Raw genomic sequence first — 12,651 nt, 5'->3', positions numbered from 1 at the left:
AACCGGCTTTGCCGGCCGAAGGTGTTGCCCCCGGAAGGGGGTTGGCGAAGCGACACGAAGTGCGCGAAGCCTGGGGGTGATCGCGTTATAGCTCGTAGTCCTGCTGGTGGCCGCTCAGCGCCTTGGCGATCAGGTTGCGGTCGAGCCGGTCGCTCAGCAGTTCGGCGAACTTGAAGACGAAGTTGCGCAGATAGGCGCTGCGCTTGAATGCGACCCGCGCGATGTTCTGGCCGAACACATGGCCCATGGGGCGCACCACGAGGTCGGCATTCGACTCGTCGCGCACCGCCATCTCGGCCACGATGCCCACGCCCAGGCCCAGCCGCACGTAGGTCTTGATCACGTCCGAGTCGATCGCCTCCAGCGCGATGCGCGGCGTGAGCTTCTTCTGGGCGAACGCATGGTCGATGCGCGTGCGCCCGGTGAACGAGGGGTGGTACGTGATGATCGGCTCTGTCGCCAGGTCCTCGAGCGAAATGCGCTCCTTGGCGGCCAGCGGGTGGTCCTTGGGCAGCACCAGCACGTGCTGCCATTCGTAGCAGGGGAGCGTGACGAGCTCTGCATAGCCGTCGAGCGATTCGGTGGCGATGCCGATCTCGGCGATCTCGTCGATCACCATGCGCGCCACCTGGTCGGGCGAGCCCTGGTGCAGGCTCACGTTGACCTTGGGGTAGGCCTCGCGCAGGTTGGCCACGGGCACCGGCAGCACATAGCGCGCCTGGGTGTGGGTGGTGGCGATGGAGAGGGTGCCGCTGTCCTGCGCGCTGAACTGCTCGCCGATGCGCTTGAGGTTGCCCACCTCGCGCATGATGAGTTCGATGCTGGCGATGACATGCTGCCCCGGCTCGGTGACGCGCTTGAGGCGCTTGCCGTGGCGCGCGAAGATCTCGACGCCCAGTTCTTCCTCAAGTTCGATGATGGCCTTGGAAACACCTGGCTGGGAGGTGTGAAGCGCCTTGGCCGCCTCGGTGAGGTTCAGGTTACGGCGCACTGCCTCCTGAACAAACTTGAACTGATGCAGATTCATATCAAATTCCGTCTTATTGCGGAATTCATTATGCCTTCGCAATCTATCGAAATGCGCAACTGTTCGGATTTGTTCAGCTTTGGGTGGTGCTTTCAGCGTCGTCCCGAGTGGCGACCTGGGCAAGCAGTCCGATCAGCTCGGGCTCTTCGCCCACGATGCGCGCCAGCGTGAAGACGGTCTGGGGCCAGGCCTGACGCAGCGCCTCGACTTGGCGCGGCAGGTCCTCGCGGGCGTGCTTGCCCATGCCCAGGAACAGCGGAACCACCCGAATGGCAGTGGCGCCGGCGTTGATCAGTGCCGCTGTGGCCATCGACAGGTCGGGCGCGGCCAGTTCGAGATACGCGCAGGTGACGAGGGCATCGGGCACGCGCGCCGTCGTCTGCGCCGCCACCGCCTCGATCGGCTCGCGCCAGCGCGGGTCGCGCGACCCATGCGCCAGCAGCACGATGCCCTGGACCTGCCGCCGTGCGGCCGTGTCTGTCGCAGCGGCGGTCATCGTCGCAGCACCAGCCAGCTGAAGGCCGTGAGCGACATCACCGAATAGATCATCCCTGGCGCTGCCGCCGTGAGCCATGGAGACCAGTTGCTCAGGTTGCCCAGGTAGCCGAACACGTTGTTGAGCAGGAAGAAGCTGATGCCGATCATCACGCCGCCGAACACGTAGGTCGTGATGCCCGCCTGGCGGAAGTGCAGGTAGGCGAAGGGCAGGGCGAGCACCACCATCACGAGACACGAGAGCGGGTAGAACACCTTGCGCCAGAACTCGATCTCGTAGCGCTGCGCGGTCTGGCCGTTGGCGTCGAGGTGGCGGATGTAGTCGAACAGGTCGATCGTGCTCATGCGGTCGGGACGCAGCAACGCAACCGACACCATCTCGCCGGTCAGCGAGGTCGGCCAGTTCAGTTGAGGGATCTTGGTCGTGGTGATATGCGCCTGGTCGGCACCGCTGCGCGTGTCGTACTTCTGCTCGTCGACGTCGGTCAGCATCCAGTGACCGTCGCTGCCGATGGTGGCCGTGGCCGCCACGATCTGGGTCTTGATGTAGCCGTTGTCGTCGAACTCGAAGATGCGCGGGCTCTTCAGCGCGCCCTTGCGGTCGACGGCCAGCACGTTCACCGCGTAGGACGTGTCGCCGCGCTTTTCCTTGAGCCATGCGCCGGTGTTGCCCGCCAGCGAGTAGGTGCCCTGGTACCTGGCCTTGAGCAGCTGGCCAGTGCGTTCCGACGTCGGCGCCAGGTAGTCGCCGATGGCGAAGGTCAGCACCACGAAAGCGATGCCCAGCAGCAGCAGGGTACGCAGCGCGCGCCATGGGCCCAGGCCGCTGGTGCGCAGGATGGTGTATTCGGAGCTCTGCGCAAGCCGGGCCATCACGAAAATGGAGCCGATCAGCACCGTGATGGGCAGCAGTTCGTACAGATGGCTCGGAATCAGCAGCGCCACGTAGATCAGCGCCTGCATCGGACCGTAGTTGAGGCTGTCCGGCTTGCCGATGGACTGCAGTTCGTCGACGAAGTCGAAGAAGAAGAAGAGGCTCAGAAAGCCGAGCGTCACGAACGCAACGGCCTTCAGCACCTCGACGTAGATCAGGCGGCGTATCGTTTTCACGTCGTGGGTTCGATCTTGAGTGCGGGCGCGGCGGCGGCGCGGCTGCGCCGGGTGCGGCGGCCCCAGTTGTTCTGTCGCGCGCTCAGCCATGCAAGGTTGATCAGCAGCACGCCGCCGTGCAGCGCAAGCATGAAGCCGCCCATGCTGAAGCGGCCCGAGCTGATCCAGCTCTGGCCGATGTTCAGCATGTTGTAGTAGATGACGAAGGCGAACAGCGCCAGCAGCAGGTTGCCGCTGCGCCCCACGCGCGGGTTGGCGCTCGAGACATTGAGCGCGAGCAGCACGAAGTTGACGGCGGTCAGGAGCATGCCGATGCGCCAGGCGAGCTCGCCTCGGCTTGGCGCACTGGCATCGCCCAGCAGCGACATCGTGGTGCGCGCGCGCGGCGGCGTGGCGTTGTTGACCAGTCCGTTGTTGCCGCCGGCGCGGGTGCCGTAGGTCTTGAACTCGCTGATCTTCAGCCCGGTATTGGCCATCGGCTGCTCCAGCCTCTGGCCGTTGTTGAGCAGCAGGTAGCGCGATTCACCGATGTTCTCGATGCTGCCGCTGCGCGCCGAGGTGGTGATCTGCATGTTGCGCTCGATCGACCAGATGAAGACGTTGGTGGCCTTGGAGTTGTCGGGCGTGTCCTTGTCGATGAAGAACACCCGCACGCGGCCTGCGGATTCGCGGAATTCGCCCGGCGACACGCGCTCGATGTCGCTGCGCTGCTCGTACTGCTGGCGCATGCCGATGGTCTGGGAGTTGGCCCAGGGCCAGCCCACCAGCGCCATCACGGCGATCAGGATCAGCACCGGCCACGCGAAGCGGAACATGGGCTTGACGAAATCCATCAGGCCGCGGCCGCTGGAAAACCAGATCACCATCTCGCTGTCGCGGTACATGCGCGACAGGGTCCCGACGATGGCGATGAACAGGCTCAGGCTCAGGATGGTCGGCATGTAGCCGAGCACCGTGTAGGCCATCACCAGGAACACCTCCTGCGGATTCACACTGCCCTTGGAGGCCAGCCCCAGGGTGCGGATGAGCATCATGGTCATCACGATCGTGACGAGGACCACGAGGGTTGCTCCGAAGCTGCGGGACAGCTCCTTGCGTAAGGAAGAATGGAATAACATCGTTCGAGGAAAAAAAGGATTATGGACTTTCAACTCAAGACCCTCACCGTCGCCCAGGCCGCAGCCGAGAAATCCGATGTCCTGATCGTGCTCGTCGGCAGCGCACCTCTCACCGGAAAAGACCCGCTTTCCGTGCTCGCGGCGAGCGCCCGCAAGGCCGGCGACCTGCCCGACAAGGCCGGCAAGCTGCTGTCGCTCTATCGTCCCGAGGACACCGTTGCCGCGCGCGTCGTGCTCGCTGCCATCGGCGACGGCAAGCCCGCAGCAGTGCGCAGCGGCGTGGCGGCTGCCATCGGCGCCGCGAAGGCCCAGACGCCCAGGCGCGTGGTGATGGTCTTCGCACAACCCGCAGATGCCGCCGCCGTGGCCGCCGCGGTGAATGCCGCGGCCGATGCCAGCTACGTGTACACGACCACCAAGTCGAAAGCCGAGCCACGCAGCATCCGCAACCTGGTGCTCGGCGTGGCCGACGCGGCTGCCGTCTCCGGCGCGTTCGACACCGCCCGCGCCACCGTGCAGGGCATCGAGCTGGCCAAGGAGTGGGGCAACCGGCCCGCCAATCACGCCACGCCCACGCTGCTGGCCGAGGCCGCGAAGGGCCTGGGCAAGCTGCCCAACATCAAGTGCGAGGTGCTGGGGCCGAAGGAAGTCGAGAAACTGGGCATGGGCGCCTTCGCCGCCGTTGCCCAGGGCTCGGCGGAGCCGCTGCGCTTCATCGTGCTGCGCTACAACGGCGGGCCCAAGGAGCAGGCGCCGGTGGTGCTGGTCGGCAAGGGCATCACCTTCGACACCGGCGGCGTCTCGCTCAAGCCGGCCGCCGAGATGGACGAGATGAAGTTCGACATGTGCGGCGCGGCCAGCGTGCTCGGTACCTTCCGCGCGCTGGGCGACATCCAGCCGGCGATCAACGTCATCGGCCTGATTCCCTCGTGCGAGAACATGAACGACGGCCGCGCGGTGAAGCCGGGCGACGTGGTGACCAGCATGAGCGGCCAGACCATCGAGGTGCTCAACACCGACGCCGAGGGCCGCCTGATCCTGTGCGATGCGCTGACCTATGCAAAGCGCTTCGACCCCGCGGCCGTCATCGACATCGCCACGCTGACGGGTGCTTGCGTCGTGGCCCTGGGCGGCGTGCGCAGCGGGCTCTTTTCCAGCGACGAAACGCTGGCCGCCGCGCTGCAATCGGCGGGCGAGGCGTCGCAGGACCGCTGCTGGCGCCTGCCGCTGGACGACGACTATGCCGAAGGCCTGAAAAGCAACTTCGCCGATGTGGCCAACATCGCTGGCCGCGCCGGTGGTGCCATCACCGCGGCCAAGTTCCTGCAGCGTTTCACGAGCGACTTCGCGTGGGCGCACCTCGACATCGCCGGTACCGCGTGGAAGAGCGGGGCGGCGAAGGGGTCCACAGGGCGCCCGGTAGGGCTGCTGGTGTCCTACCTGATGACCCGCGCCGGCAGCGCCGAACCATCGGCCAAGGTCAAGGAGCCCAAGGGCGCCAAGGCACCGAAGGCGGCGAAGGATCCCAACACGTCGAAGGCGCGGACCGCGAAGTGACCGAGATCGGCTTTCACTACAACGCCCCGGACAAGCTGACCTACGCCTGCCGGCTGGTTCGCAAGGCCGTGAACGCGCGTGGGCTGCGCGTGGTGGTCGTGGGCGATGCGCAGACGCTCGACGTGGTGGACGCCGCGCTCTGGCAACTTTCGCCGGCGGACTTCGTCGCGCACTGCCGCGGTGACGCGCCGTCGCATGTGGTGGCGCGCTCGGCCGTCGTGCTGTCGGCGGAGGGCGCCGACGCGGCCTCGCTCCCGCACCGCGAGATGCTGGTGAACCTCGGCCTCGAGGTTCCTGCGGGATTCGAGCGCTACGAGCGCATGATCGACATCGTGAGCGACGAAGCCAACGACCGCCAGATCGGGCGCTCGCGCTGGCGGCACTATGCCGACCGCGGCTACTCCATCCAGCCCCACGACTTCGCAAAGAGTTCCTGACATGGCCAGCACGTTGCGCACGCCGCCGCGGTTCGTCCCCACGCTGACGACCGTGCTCGAGATCCCGGCGGAGCCGGTGCCCGCCGAGCCCGAGGCCGCGCCTGCGCTCCCGGACGACCCCGCAAGCACGATGGCGCTGCCGCCTGCGGTGCAACTGTCGCAGGCCGAGATCGTGAGCCTCGAGGAGCAGTTGCTGCACCGCGTTCTGCAGCGCGTCGACCTCTCGCTCGAAGAGCGCCTGAGCGACACCGTGTCAGCTGCAGTTCAGGATCAGCTCGACGCCATGGTGCCGCGTTTGCGCAATGAAATCGAAGCTGTCTTGCGCGCTTTGGTGATCGAAGCGATGGCCGCCGAACTGTCCGAGAACACAGGGTCTACGCCAGCTTCCGGCGCATAAATCCTCGGCTAAACTGCGCCGCAGGTCGGAAGGGCGTGAGGGTGCCGCTGGTCCGCGGCGCGAAACTTGCGAGGTCTGCGCGCCCGGATCACACGACCGGTTTTTATTGTTTTCATCCAAGTTCTGGAGGTTCCCATGCAATTGAAATGGACTGCGGTCGCACTGGCTGCAATCACGCTTGTGGCTTGCGGCAAGAAGGAAGAAGCTGCTGCTCCCGCTGCAGCGCCCGCGCCAACGGCTGCGGCCCCGGCTGCTGCCCCTGCACCCGCACCTGCCGGAGACACGCTGGTCGTCAAGATCGGCCATGTGGCACCCACCAGCGGCCCGATCGCCCACCTCGGCAAGGACAACGAGTTCGGCGCCAAGATGGCCATCGAAGACCTGAACGCCAAGGGCCTGAAGATCGGCGACAAGGTTGCCAAGTTCGAACTGGTTCCCGAAGACGATGCCGGCGATCCGAAGCAAGGCACCGCAGTGGCCCAGAAGCTCGTCGACGAAAAGGTCAACGGCGTGGTCGGCCACCTGAACTCGGGCACCACCATTCCCGCCTCGAAGCTGTACAGCGACGCCGGCATTCCCCAGATCTCGCCTTCGGCCACGAACCCGAAGTACACGCGCCAGGGTTTCAAGACCACCTTCCGCGTGGTGGCTGACGACACGCAGCTCGGCGGTACGCTGGGCAAGTACGCGGTCGAAACGCTTAAGGGCAAGAACATTGCCGTGATCGACGACCGTACCGCCTACGGCCAAGGTGTTGCCGAAGAGTTCGAGAAGTCGGCCAAGGCTGCCGGCGCCACCATCGTGGGCCACGAGTTCACCACCGACAAGTCGACCGACTTCAACGCCATCCTGACCAAGCTGAAGGCTTCCAAGCCCGACGTGCTGTTCTTCGGCGGCATGGACGCCGTCGGCGGCCCGATGCTCAAGCAGGTCAAGCAGCTCGGCATGAATGTCAAGTTCATGGGTGGCGACGGCCTGTGCACCGGCGAACTGCCGAAGCTGGCTGGCGACGCCATCGGCGAAGACATGGTGGTGTGCGCGGAAGCCGGCGGCGTGGACGGCGACTTCAAGCAACCGCTGGAAGACTTCAAGGCGAAGTTCAAGACCAAGAACGGCGTGGACGTGCAGATCTATGCACCGTATGTGTACGACGCGGTCAACGTGCTGGCCGAAGCCATGGTCAAGGCTGGTTCGTCCGACCCCGAAAAGTACCTGCCTGAAGTGGGCAAGGTGCAATACAAGGGCGTGACCGGCCCGATCGCCTTCGACGAAAAGGGCGACATCAAGAACGGCGCCCTGACGCTGTACACCTACAAGGGTGGTGCACGCACGCAGATCGCCGTGGTGCGCTGATTCGCTTCAGCAAAGAAAAAAGGGCCTTCGGGCCCTTTTTTCATTTCCGCGTCGGCTTGGCTTCAGAGCGGCGCAAGGCCTGATGGTCGGTCGGTGTTGCAGTACTCGATGAAGGCGTCGAGGTCACGCGACTTGTCGAACACCGCATCGGCGCCCAGTGCGGCACAGCGTGCACGGATGTCGACTGTCACGTAGTTGCTCAACACCACCACGCGCTGCCCCGGTTTGCGCGCCTTGCAGCCCGCCAGCACACCGAGGCCGGAGCCTTCCTTGAGAAACAGGTCGACGATCAGCAACTGCCAGCTGTCGGGGTGTGCGGTGAGCCATTCGAGTGCGTCAGTCTCGGTTTCTGCGAAGCCGACCACATGACCGTTGACGAGGTCCTCGAGTGCCGGGACCAGGTTATCCCTGATGGTCTTGTTGTCCTCGACGAGGAACGTGATGAGGGCCATGCCTTGGTTTCGCTGTGAGAACCAATAGCGTAGCGCGACTGATGACGACTCTGCGTAGGAGAAGGGATACGGACGAAGGAGCAGGGCGCGTTGCGTTGCTCGACTGGGCTCAGTTTTGTCCGTCGGCGCGAATCTGGGCCTTGAGCTTTTCGGCCAGCGCCTTGCTTTCGTCGCGCTCGGCCGTGGCCTCGAGACGCTTCTCGATCTCTTCGCTCAGGGCTGCGTTGACCTCCGCAAGCTTCTCCGCTGACCTTGCGAGCTTCTGTTCGAGCTGGCTGGTGTGCTCGATGGCCTGCGCCACTTCGCCAACCTGCACTTCCTCGGGCAATTCCTGCTCGAGCACGGTGTTCACGACAGCGAGGTTGTCCGAGGCGCGCTGCACATCGGCAGCTACCTGTTCGCTCTTCTTCAGCGTATGGTCCAGGGATGTCGTGCCACGCGGCGAGGTTGAAGCTTGTCCGGCCATCGGGGGTCCTTTTTGCGGGCTAGAAACTAAAACGTTTGGATCGTACCGCCAGAGCTGGTCGCCCGGTGGTGTCATCCAGTTGTTGCAAAGCAACGCACAGCACTGCATGGCAGATGACAACAAAAAAGCCCAAGCGCTTTTGGCGACTTGGGCTTCTTGCTGTCAGCATGTTCGCGATCGGTTACGAACAATCAATCTCTGGCGGAGCAGGCGGGATTCGAACCCGCGGAGGGCTATTAACCCTCACACGCTTTCCAGGCGTGCGACTTAAACCGCTCATCCACCGCTCCTGAGCCCACGAGTATAGCAGTGGCTTCAGCTCGGATTCGACGGTTTTCCTGCCTGGACCATGCGCATCGCCGAAGCGATGAGTGCGGCGGTTTCGCCCATGTTGCTCGGAACGATCAACGTGGTCTTTGAATCGGCCGCCACCTTGCCGTAAGCATCCACGGCGCGTTCGGCCACCTTGAGTTGCACGGCCTGCTCGCCGCCGGGCTGGCGGATGGCCGCAGCAACGCGCTCGATCGCGTCTGCCGTGGCCGTGGCCACTGCGGTGATGGCTGCAGCTTCGCCCTGCGCATTGTTGATCTGTGCCTGCTTCTCGCCTTCGGAGCGGGCAATGAAGGCCTCGCGCTCGCCGGTGGCGATGTTGATCTGCTCCTGCCGGCGGCCTTCCGAGGCCGCAATCAGCGCCCGCTTGCCGCGCTCGGCGGTGATCTGCGCCTGCATGGCCAGCAGGATTTCCTTCGGCGGCGTCAGGTCCTTGATTTCGTAGCGCAGCACCTTCACGCCCCAGTTGAGCGCCGCTTCGTCGATGGCCGCCACCACCTGCGCGTTGATCACGTCGCGCTCTTCGAAGGTCTTGTCGAGTTCGAGCTTGCCGATCACGCTGCGCAGCGAGGTCTGGGCGAGTTGCGTCACCGCCACGATGTAGTTCGACGAGCCGTAGCTCGCACGCATCGGGTCCGTCACCTGGAAGTAGAGGATGCCGTCGACCTGCAACTGCGTGTTGTCCCGCGTGATGCAGATCTGGCTCGGCACGTCGAGCGGGATTTCCTTCAGGCTGTGCTTGTAGGCCACCCGGTCGATGAACGGAATCAGGAAGTTCGGCCCCGGGGTCATGGTGCCGTGGTATTTGCCCAGGCGCTCGCGCACCCAGGCGTTCTGCTGCGGCACGAACTTCACCGACTGGCTGATGAAGATGATCGCGATGACCAGGATGATGAGGGGGACCGAAAATTCCATGGTGTGCTTCCTTCTCTAAGTTCTGTGTTCTTCGGACTGACTAAACCTTGTCGACCACCAGCCGGCTGCCGATCACCTCGACCACGCGATGCTCGCCGGTCGACGGCGTGCGGCCCGCGCGCTGGATCACGGTCCATTGCGCTCCCCTGTAGCGCACGGTGGCCGTGCCGTCGGGGTTCCAGGCGTCGACTTGCACCGACTCGCCGATGTCGAGGTTCACGTCGCGATTGGCCTCGATGGGTGGCGCTGGCGGGCGCTTGCGCTGGATCGAGTACCAGACCAGCACCGCCCCCACGCCGATGACGGCGGCCACGATGAGTTGCGTGACGGTGCCGAAGCCTAGGTGCGCGGAGATCGCAGCGGCCGCGAAGCCGGCGGCGAGCAGCAGCAGATAGACCGTGCCCGACAACAACTCGATGACGATGGCTCCCCCCGCAATTAGCCACCAAACAGTGGAATTTGCCATGACAACTCCTCTTTTCTTTGTTCGATGCGCGTCATTCTGATGCATGCACGCCAAGCGCTTGTCCTGCGTAGGGATACTGGCGTCAGCGCAGGGTCCTTGCCCGACCCGCTCGAATGTCTTGCGCGAAGCTGACCGAATCCGTCATCCGAATTCCGTACACTTCGCGCCTCGCTCATTGCCCCTGTCTTCCTGCCAGCCTGTTCGGAGCCTGCTCATGAAATTCCGTTTTCCCATCGTCATCATCGACGAGGACTTCCGCTCCGAGAACACTTCGGGCCTCGGCATCCGCGCGCTTGCGCAGGCCATCGAGACGGAGGGCTTCGAGGTGCTGGGCGTCACCAGCTACGGCGACCTGAGCCAGTTCGCCCAGCAGCAAAGCCGCGCCAGCGCCTTCATCCTGTCGATCGACGACGAGGAGTTCTCCATCGGCCCCGACCTCGATCCGGCGGTGCTGAACCTGCGCAACTTCATCGGCGAGGTGCGTCGCAAGAACGCAGACGTGCCGATCTACATCTACGGCGAGACCAAGACCTCGCGCCACATCCCGAACGACATCCTGCGCGAGCTGCACGGGTTCATCCACATGTTCGAGGACACCCCCGAATTCGTGGCGCGCCACATCATCCGCGAAGCCAAGAGCTACCTTGAAAGCGTGCAGCCGCCGTTCTTCAAGGCGCTGATCGACTACGCCGAAGACGGTTCGTACTCATGGCACTGCCCGGGTCACTCGGGAGGCGTGGCGTTCCTGAAGAGTCCGGTTGGCCAGATGTTCCACCAGTTCTTCGGGGAGAACATGCTGCGCGCCGACGTCTGCAACGCCGTCGAAGAGCTCGGACAGCTGCTCGACCACACCGGCCCCGTCGCCGCCAGCGAGCGCAACGCGGCGCGCATCTTCAACGCCGACCACTGCTTCTTCGTGACGAACGGCACCAGCACCAGCAACAAGATGGTGTGGCACCACACGGTTGCGCCCGGCGACGTGGTGGTGGTCGACCGCAACTGCCACAAGTCGATCCTGCACGCGATCATCATGACCGGCGCGATTCCGGTGTTCATGAAGCCCACGCGCAACCACTTTGGCATCATCGGCCCGATTCCCAAGAGCGAATTCGAGCAGAGCGCCATCAAGGCCAAGATCAAGGCCAACCCGCTGCTGGCCGATGTCGATGCCGACAAGGTCAAGCCGCGGGTGATGACGCTCACGCAGTCGACCTACGACGGCGTGATCTACAACACCGAGACCATCAAGAACATGCTCGACGGCTACGTCGACACGCTGCATTTCGACGAGGCATGGCTGCCGCACGCGGCCTTCCACCCGTTCTACGGTGCCTACCACGCGATGGGCAAGCGTCGCGTGCGTCCGAAGGAGTCGCTGGTGTTCGCCACGCAGTCCACGCACAAGCTGCTCGCAGGCATCAGCCAGGCCAGCCACGTGCTGGTGCAGGACTCGCAGAACCGCCAGCTCGACCGGGACCTCTTCAACGAGGCCTACCTGATGCACTCGTCGACCAGCCCGCAGTACGCGATCATCGCCAGTTGCGACGTGGCTGCCGCGATGATGGAGCCGCCCGGCGGCACTGCGCTGGTGGAGGAGAGCATCCTCGAAGCGCTCGACTTCCGCCGCGCCATGCGCAAGGTCGAGGAGGAGTTCGGCAAGGACGAGTGGTGGTTCAAGGTCTGGGGTCCGGAGAAGCTCGTCGACGAGGGCATTGGCCGAGCCGAAGACTGGATCATGCACGGCGAGAAGAACGGCCAGTCCAAGGCGGGCAAGGGCGGCAAGAAGTCGCCGCGCAACTGGCATGGCTTCGGCGAGCTGGCCGATGGCTTCAACATGCTCGACCCGATCAAGTCGACCATCGTCACGCCGGGCCTCGACCTCGAGGGCAACTTCGCCGAGACCGGCATCCCGGCCAGCGTGGTGACCAAGTTTCTCGCCGAGCATGGCGTCATCGTGGAGAAGACCGGCCTGTACAGCTTCTTCATCATGTTCACCATCGGCATCACCAAGGGCCGCTGGAACACGCTGCTGACGGCGCTGCAGCAGTTCAAGGACGACTACGCGCGCAACCAGCCGATGTGGCGCATCCTGCCCGAGTTTTGCCAGCAGCACCCCGGCTACGAACGCCTCGGCCTGCGCGACCTGTGCCAGCACATCCACCAGCTGTATGCGCGCTACGACGTGGCCCGCCTCACGACCGAGATGTACCTGAGCGATCTGACGCCGGCCATGAAGCCCAGCGACGCGTTCGCCCACATCGCGCACCGCAAGACCGAGCGCGTGGAGATCGACGAGCTCGAAGGCCGCATCACCACCAGCCTGATCACGCCGTACCCGCCGGGCATTCCGTTGCTGATCCCGGGCGAGGTCTTCAACAAGAAAATCGTCGACTACCTGAAGTTCTCCCGTGAGTTCAACACGCAGTGCCCGGGCTTCGAGACGGACATCCACGGCCTGGTGGCGCGCGTCGACGAGACGGGCAAGAAGCGCTACTACGCCGACTGCGTGAAGGAAACCACGTAGCCAG

General features: G+C 64.4%; 13 protein-coding genes and 1 tRNA gene. 5 read left to right on the top strand and 9 right to left on the bottom strand.

Annotation, left to right across the window (positions count from 1 at the left end; genetic code table 11):
* Positions 1 to 85: 85 nt before the first annotated feature.
* The 4 genes from AACL56_RS16230 to lptF all read right to left on the bottom strand — a co-directional run bounded on the left by AACL56_RS16230 (position 86) and on the right by lptF (position 3,750).
* Positions 86 to 1,027: a CysB family HTH-type transcriptional regulator gene (locus tag AACL56_RS16230; protein WP_339090839.1), complete on the bottom strand. Its 942-nt coding sequence runs from the start codon at positions 1,025 to 1,027 to the stop codon at positions 86 to 88.
* Between the two features lie 73 nt (positions 1,028 to 1,100).
* Complete coding sequence (locus AACL56_RS16225) at positions 1,101 to 1,523, bottom strand: sirohydrochlorin chelatase (protein WP_339090838.1); 423 nt, start codon at positions 1,521 to 1,523, stop codon at positions 1,101 to 1,103.
* A complete protein-coding gene (gene lptG / locus AACL56_RS16220) occupies positions 1,520 to 2,632 on the bottom strand; it encodes an LPS export ABC transporter permease LptG (RefSeq protein ID WP_339090837.1) in 1,113 nt (370 codons plus the stop codon). Before lptG ends, AACL56_RS16225 begins: the two co-directional genes overlap by 4 nt.
* Positions 2,629 to 3,750, bottom strand: a complete 1,122-nt coding sequence (lptF, locus tag AACL56_RS16215) for an LPS export ABC transporter permease LptF (protein WP_339090836.1) — start codon at positions 3,748 to 3,750, stop codon at positions 2,629 to 2,631. The genes lptG and lptF overlap by 4 nt, the downstream gene beginning before the upstream one ends.
* Before the next feature lie 21 nt (positions 3,751 to 3,771).
* Here lptF and AACL56_RS16210 point away from each other — a divergent pair, with 21 nt between their 5' ends.
* From AACL56_RS16210 to AACL56_RS16195, 4 genes are all read left to right on the top strand, one after another.
* Positions 3,772 to 5,307: a leucyl aminopeptidase gene (locus AACL56_RS16210; protein WP_339090835.1), complete on the top strand. Its 1,536-nt coding sequence runs from the start codon at positions 3,772 to 3,774 to the stop codon at positions 5,305 to 5,307.
* The gene (locus AACL56_RS16205; protein ID WP_339090834.1) at positions 5,304 to 5,744 is read left to right on the top strand and encodes a DNA polymerase III subunit chi; all 441 of its coding nucleotides are present in this window, start codon (positions 5,304 to 5,306) and stop codon (positions 5,742 to 5,744) included. Before AACL56_RS16210 ends, AACL56_RS16205 begins: the two co-directional genes overlap by 4 nt.
* A gap of 1 nt (position 5,745) precedes the next feature.
* Positions 5,746 to 6,141 (top strand): hypothetical protein, encoded by a 396-nt coding sequence (locus AACL56_RS16200; protein WP_339090833.1) that lies wholly within the window; start codon positions 5,746 to 5,748, stop codon positions 6,139 to 6,141.
* 135 nt (positions 6,142 to 6,276) lie between these two features.
* The gene (locus AACL56_RS16195) at positions 6,277 to 7,494 is read left to right on the top strand and encodes a branched-chain amino acid ABC transporter substrate-binding protein (protein ID WP_339090832.1); all 1,218 of its coding nucleotides are present in this window, start codon (positions 6,277 to 6,279) and stop codon (positions 7,492 to 7,494) included.
* A 62-nt stretch (positions 7,495 to 7,556) separates the two neighbouring features.
* Here AACL56_RS16195 and AACL56_RS16190 read toward each other — a convergent pair whose 3' ends face one another.
* The 5 genes from AACL56_RS16190 to AACL56_RS16170 all read right to left on the bottom strand — a co-directional run bounded on the left by AACL56_RS16190 (position 7,557) and on the right by AACL56_RS16170 (position 10,123).
* A complete protein-coding gene (locus AACL56_RS16190) occupies positions 7,557 to 7,946 on the bottom strand; it encodes a response regulator (protein WP_339090831.1) in 390 nt (129 codons plus the stop codon).
* Positions 7,947 to 8,055: 109 nt separating this feature from the next.
* Complete coding sequence (locus tag AACL56_RS16185; RefSeq protein ID WP_339090830.1) at positions 8,056 to 8,412, bottom strand: hypothetical protein; 357 nt, start codon at positions 8,410 to 8,412, stop codon at positions 8,056 to 8,058.
* A gap of 199 nt (positions 8,413 to 8,611) precedes the next feature.
* A tRNA-Ser gene (locus tag AACL56_RS16180) sits at positions 8,612 to 8,702 on the bottom strand.
* Between the two features lie 25 nt (positions 8,703 to 8,727).
* Positions 8,728 to 9,657, bottom strand: a complete 930-nt coding sequence (locus AACL56_RS16175; RefSeq protein ID WP_339090829.1) for an SPFH domain-containing protein — start codon at positions 9,655 to 9,657, stop codon at positions 8,728 to 8,730.
* 40 nt (positions 9,658 to 9,697) lie between these two features.
* Positions 9,698 to 10,123 (bottom strand): NfeD family protein, encoded by a 426-nt coding sequence (locus AACL56_RS16170; RefSeq protein WP_339090828.1) that lies wholly within the window; start codon positions 10,121 to 10,123, stop codon positions 9,698 to 9,700.
* A gap of 214 nt (positions 10,124 to 10,337) precedes the next feature.
* On the opposite strand from AACL56_RS16170, the gene AACL56_RS16165 reads away from it, so the two are divergent.
* Complete coding sequence (locus tag AACL56_RS16165) at positions 10,338 to 12,647, top strand: arginine/lysine/ornithine decarboxylase (RefSeq protein ID WP_339090826.1); 2,310 nt, start codon at positions 10,338 to 10,340, stop codon at positions 12,645 to 12,647.
* Positions 12,648 to 12,651: the final 4 nt, after the last annotated feature.

Origin of the sequence: Variovorax paradoxus, assembly GCF_902712855.1 — a bacterium.
Taxonomy (GTDB): Bacteria; Pseudomonadota; Gammaproteobacteria; order Burkholderiales; family Burkholderiaceae_C; genus Variovorax; species Variovorax paradoxus_Q.
Note: the sequence above shows the minus strand (reverse complement) of the source record. Positions and strands in the feature narration are given on the sequence as shown.

Coding starts and splice junctions, on each gene's coding strand:
- AACL56_RS16230 (WP_339090839.1), bottom strand. CDS start 1,027: ATGAATCTGCATCAGTTCAAGTTTGTTCAGGAGGCAGTGCGCCGTAAC.
- AACL56_RS16185 (WP_339090830.1), bottom strand. CDS start 8,412: ATGGCCGGACAAGCTTCAACCTCGCCGCGTGGCACGACATCCCTGGAC.
- AACL56_RS16175 (WP_339090829.1), bottom strand. CDS start 9,657: ATGGAATTTTCGGTCCCCCTCATCATCCTGGTCATCGCGATCATCTTC.
- AACL56_RS16195 (WP_339090832.1), top strand. CDS start 6,277: ATGCAATTGAAATGGACTGCGGTCGCACTGGCTGCAATCACGCTTGTG.
- AACL56_RS16225 (WP_339090838.1), bottom strand. CDS start 1,523: ATGACCGCCGCTGCGACAGACACGGCCGCACGGCGGCAGGTCCAGGGC.
- AACL56_RS16190 (WP_339090831.1), bottom strand. CDS start 7,946: ATGGCCCTCATCACGTTCCTCGTCGAGGACAACAAGACCATCAGGGAT.
- AACL56_RS16200 (WP_339090833.1), top strand. CDS start 5,746: ATGGCCAGCACGTTGCGCACGCCGCCGCGGTTCGTCCCCACGCTGACG.
- AACL56_RS16165 (WP_339090826.1), top strand. CDS start 10,338: ATGAAATTCCGTTTTCCCATCGTCATCATCGACGAGGACTTCCGCTCC.
- AACL56_RS16170 (WP_339090828.1), bottom strand. CDS start 10,123: ATGGCAAATTCCACTGTTTGGTGGCTAATTGCGGGGGGAGCCATCGTC.
- lptF (WP_339090836.1), bottom strand. CDS start 3,750: ATGTTATTCCATTCTTCCTTACGCAAGGAGCTGTCCCGCAGCTTCGGA.
- AACL56_RS16210 (WP_339090835.1), top strand. CDS start 3,772: ATGGACTTTCAACTCAAGACCCTCACCGTCGCCCAGGCCGCAGCCGAG.